Origin of the sequence: Dietzia sp. CW19, from assembly GCF_014145265.1 — a bacterium.
GTDB classification, from domain to species: domain Bacteria; phylum Actinomycetota; class Actinomycetes; order Mycobacteriales; family Mycobacteriaceae; genus Dietzia; species Dietzia natronolimnaea.
Genome location: NZ_JAALEE010000342.1, coordinates 1 through 3,211 on the forward strand (window position 1 = coordinate 1; position 3,211 = coordinate 3,211).

Annotated in this window: 4 protein-coding genes; 1 reads left to right on the forward strand and 3 read right to left on the reverse strand. The window is 69.1% G+C overall.

The annotated features are described in order from the left end of the window. The 3 genes from G6021_RS10615 to G6021_RS10625 all read right to left on the reverse strand — a co-directional run. Positions 1-612: TRIC cation channel family protein (locus tag G6021_RS10615; protein ID WP_182641253.1), on the reverse strand; the 612-nt coding region annotated here is incomplete at its 3' end. 10 nt (positions 613-622) lie between these two features. Beyond that, the gene (locus G6021_RS10620) at positions 623-1,189 is read right to left on the reverse strand and encodes a GtrA family protein (protein WP_259844393.1); all 567 of its coding nucleotides are present in this window, start codon (positions 1,187-1,189) and stop codon (positions 623-625) included. 30 nt (positions 1,190-1,219) lie between these two features. Continuing rightward, positions 1,220-2,290, reverse strand: a complete 1,071-nt coding sequence (locus G6021_RS10625) for a glutathione S-transferase C-terminal domain-containing protein (protein WP_182641254.1) — start codon at positions 2,288-2,290, stop codon at positions 1,220-1,222. A gap of 180 nt (positions 2,291-2,470) precedes the next feature. Here G6021_RS10625 and G6021_RS10630 point away from each other — a divergent pair. Beyond that, positions 2,471-3,211: DUF2332 domain-containing protein (locus G6021_RS10630; protein WP_182641255.1), on the forward strand; the 741-nt coding region annotated here is incomplete at its 3' end.

Consider the following 3,211-nt stretch of genomic DNA (forward strand, 5'->3'; position numbering starts at 1 on the left):
TCGCACCGGCGCCGGGACGCGCCACTCGCGGCGCCATGCCACCATCCGGAAGGCGAACACCAGCGCCGACAGGACGGTCGCGGCGACCGGCCCCCAGGTGTCGGTCCCCACCGCGACGGCCGTCAGGGCGGCCCCCGTCGCCGCCGGGATGACGTACAGGTTCGAGCCGCTGAACACCGCCGGGATCTCGTTGGCCACCACGTCGCGCAGGAGACCGCCGCCCACTGCGGTGACCACGCCGAGCAGCAGCGCCGACGCGATCGGCATCCCGTGGTCCAGCGCCCGGGCCGTGCCGAAGGTGCAGAACAGCCCGAGACCGGCGGCGTCGAACGTCACGATCAGCGTCCGCACCCGGTGGATGAGCGAGCCGAGCAGGTACACCACGATCGCTGCGACCACCGGGGGGACCAGGTAGACCGGCTGCGACAGCGCGAGCGGCGTGACGCCCAGCAGGACGTCGCGGATGATGCCGCCGCCCAGGCCGGCGAGCAGCCCCAGCACCAGACCACCGGTGATGTCGATGTCCTTCCGCGCCGCCAACAGGTTCCCGGACAACGCGAAGAAGAACACGCCCATCAGGTCGAACCACAGGACGAGTGGCGAGGACTCCACGACCGACCTCCTAGACCACCGCGTCCGCGGTGGAGCGGGCGTGGTGACGGCGACGGACGGAGCGGAACGTCCAGAGCTTGTTGACGACGAAGTTGATCGGCATCGTGATGAGGATCGTCAACAGCTGACTCCAGTACTCCCGGGAGTGGATCCCCGCGTCCTCGTGCCACCACGGTTCGGGCAGGTAGAGCGGGGAGGTGGGGTTGGTGAAGGCCAGCTTGATGAAGATCCCCGCGGCCGCAGCCACCGATCCCACCAGCAGGAACGGCCAGAACTCCTGCATGACCGGCGCCTTGTGTCCCTTACCGAAGGTCCAGTGCCGGTTGAGCATGAAGTTGTAGACATTGGCCACCAGGAACGCCACGATCCACACCAGCGTGGTGAAGCGGAAGTTGTACTCCGTGCCGGAGAACGGGAACAGGATGTCCTGGGCGTTCTGGGTCCCGCCGTTGGCCCTGTTCATCAGAACCGTGACGATCATGTTGACGACCATCCCGGACCCGCCGACGATCCCGAACATGAGAAACTGACGGGCGCTTCGTCGATAGCGACCGAGTTCGGACGGGGCCGGGTTCACAGCGAGCCAGTCTAGGCCCACGGACCCGGACTAGCCTGCTCCGTGCCCCTCCGGGACCCGTTCGGACGGGTCCTCGATCGGACCCGGGGCGGTGCCGGCGCCGAACGGGCGGCCACCCAACTCCTCGCGGTGATGCGGGGAGAGGAGGCCCGCGAGGTCCGGCCCCTTGGGCACGATTCCGGTGGGGTTCACGTCGCGGTGGACGTTGTAGTAGTGCTCCTTGATCTGCGGGAAGTCGCAGGTGTCACCGAAGCCGGGCGTCTGGAACAGGTCGCGCAGGTAGCCCCACAGGGCCGGCATCTCGGTGATCTTGTTGCGGTTGGCCTTGAAGTGGCCGTGGTAGACCGCGTCGAAACGCACCAGAGTGGTGAACAGCCGGATGTCCGCGACGGTGATCGTGTCACCGGCGAGGTACCGACGGGTGGTCAACCGCTCCTCGAGCCTGTCGAGCGAGGCCCAGAGCTCGTCGTAGGCCTGTTCGTAGGCGCCCTGCTCGGCCGCGAACCCGCTGCGGTACACGCCGTTGTTCACGGTCGGGTAGATCCACGAGTCCAGTTCGTCGATCTCGTCGCGGTGCTCGTCGGGGTACAGGTCCGGGGCGCCGTCACGGTGGAACGCCGACCATTCCGTGAGCAGATCGAAGTTGAGTTTCTGGTAGGCGTTGGTCACCACCGACCCGGTGGGCAGGTCGACGAGGGCCGGGACCGTGATGCCGCGCGGGTAGTCGGGGATCCGGTTGAAGTAGGCCTCCTGGAGCCGGTGCATGCCCGTGACCGGGTCCTTGCCGTCGGGGTCGAGGTCGAAGACCCAGGAGTTGACGTCGTGGGTCGGTCCGGCCAGTCCCATGGAGATGGCGCCCTCCAGGCCCATCAGACGGCGGACGATGATCGAGCGGCTGGCCCAGGGGCACGCACGGGCCGCCATCAGGCGGTACCGTCCGGCCTCGACGGGCCACCGCATCTCGCCGATCTTCTCGCCCACCGGGTCCGATCCCGCCGGGAGATCCGCCACGACCCGATCGTTGATGTAGGTGGCGTCGCGGACGAACTCCCCGTCCTCCGAGGCGTTCTTGGCTGCGATGAACTCGGTGTCGTCTGCCATGGGGTCTCCTACGGTCGTCGTCGCGGCCAGTGGTTGATGCATCACCAACATACCCGGTCCCCCGCCACCGCGCCAGCACCCGGGGGATCCGTCGTGACCCTGCGTGAGGCGATGCGGGTGAGGCGATGCAGGTGAGGCGATGCGGGTGATCCGGGGCGGCCGGTATGCCACGCTGGCGGAATGGACTCCGCGCACGTCGACGACGTTCCCACCCGCTACGCCGAGTTCGCCGAATTCGAGGTCCGCGGCCGCACCCCTGTCTACCTGGCATGGGCCCGGGGGATCGCCGGGGACCCCGCGACGTGCGAACTCATCGGGAGACTGCCCCGGATCAAGAGACAGCCCGCACTCGTCTTCGCCTCCGCCCGGCACGCCGGCGCGCCCGAGACCGAGGACTACCCGGCGTTCCGGGAGTTCGTCCACGCCCACTGGACGCGGATCGAACAGATCGCCCTCACCCACTCCACGCAGACCAACGAGGCCAAGCGGTGCGCGGTACTCCTGCCGTTCCTCTCGCTGCTCCCGGGCCCGCTCTCGCTGGTGGAGATGGGAGCCTCCGCCGGTCTGTGCCTGTACCCGGACCGGTACGCCTACCGGTACGCGCTCGACGGCGGCTCCACCCACGAGCTGCGACCGGTGGGATCGGACACGGCCGCCTCCGCCGCCGACATCCCGGTCCTCGACTGCGCCCTGCGCGACGGCGTCCCCCGCCCGCAGTCCCTGCCCGACGTCGTCCACCGAGGCGGGGTGGACCTCTCCCCGATCGACCCCGCCCACGCCGACTCGCGGGCCTGGCTACGCAGCCTGATCTGGCCCGGGCAGCAGTCCGAGCGCGTGCCCCGCCTGGACGCCGCTCTCGACATCGCCGCCACCGACCCGCCACACATCATCGCGGGCGACCTGGTGGAGAAGCTGGAGGCC

Bases quoted from the DNA above. Each gene is read 5' to 3' on its own strand.
- G6021_RS10625 (WP_182641254.1), bottom strand. From the start codon at position 2,290: ATGGCAGACGACACCGAGTTCATCGCAGCCAAGAACGCCTCGGAGGAC.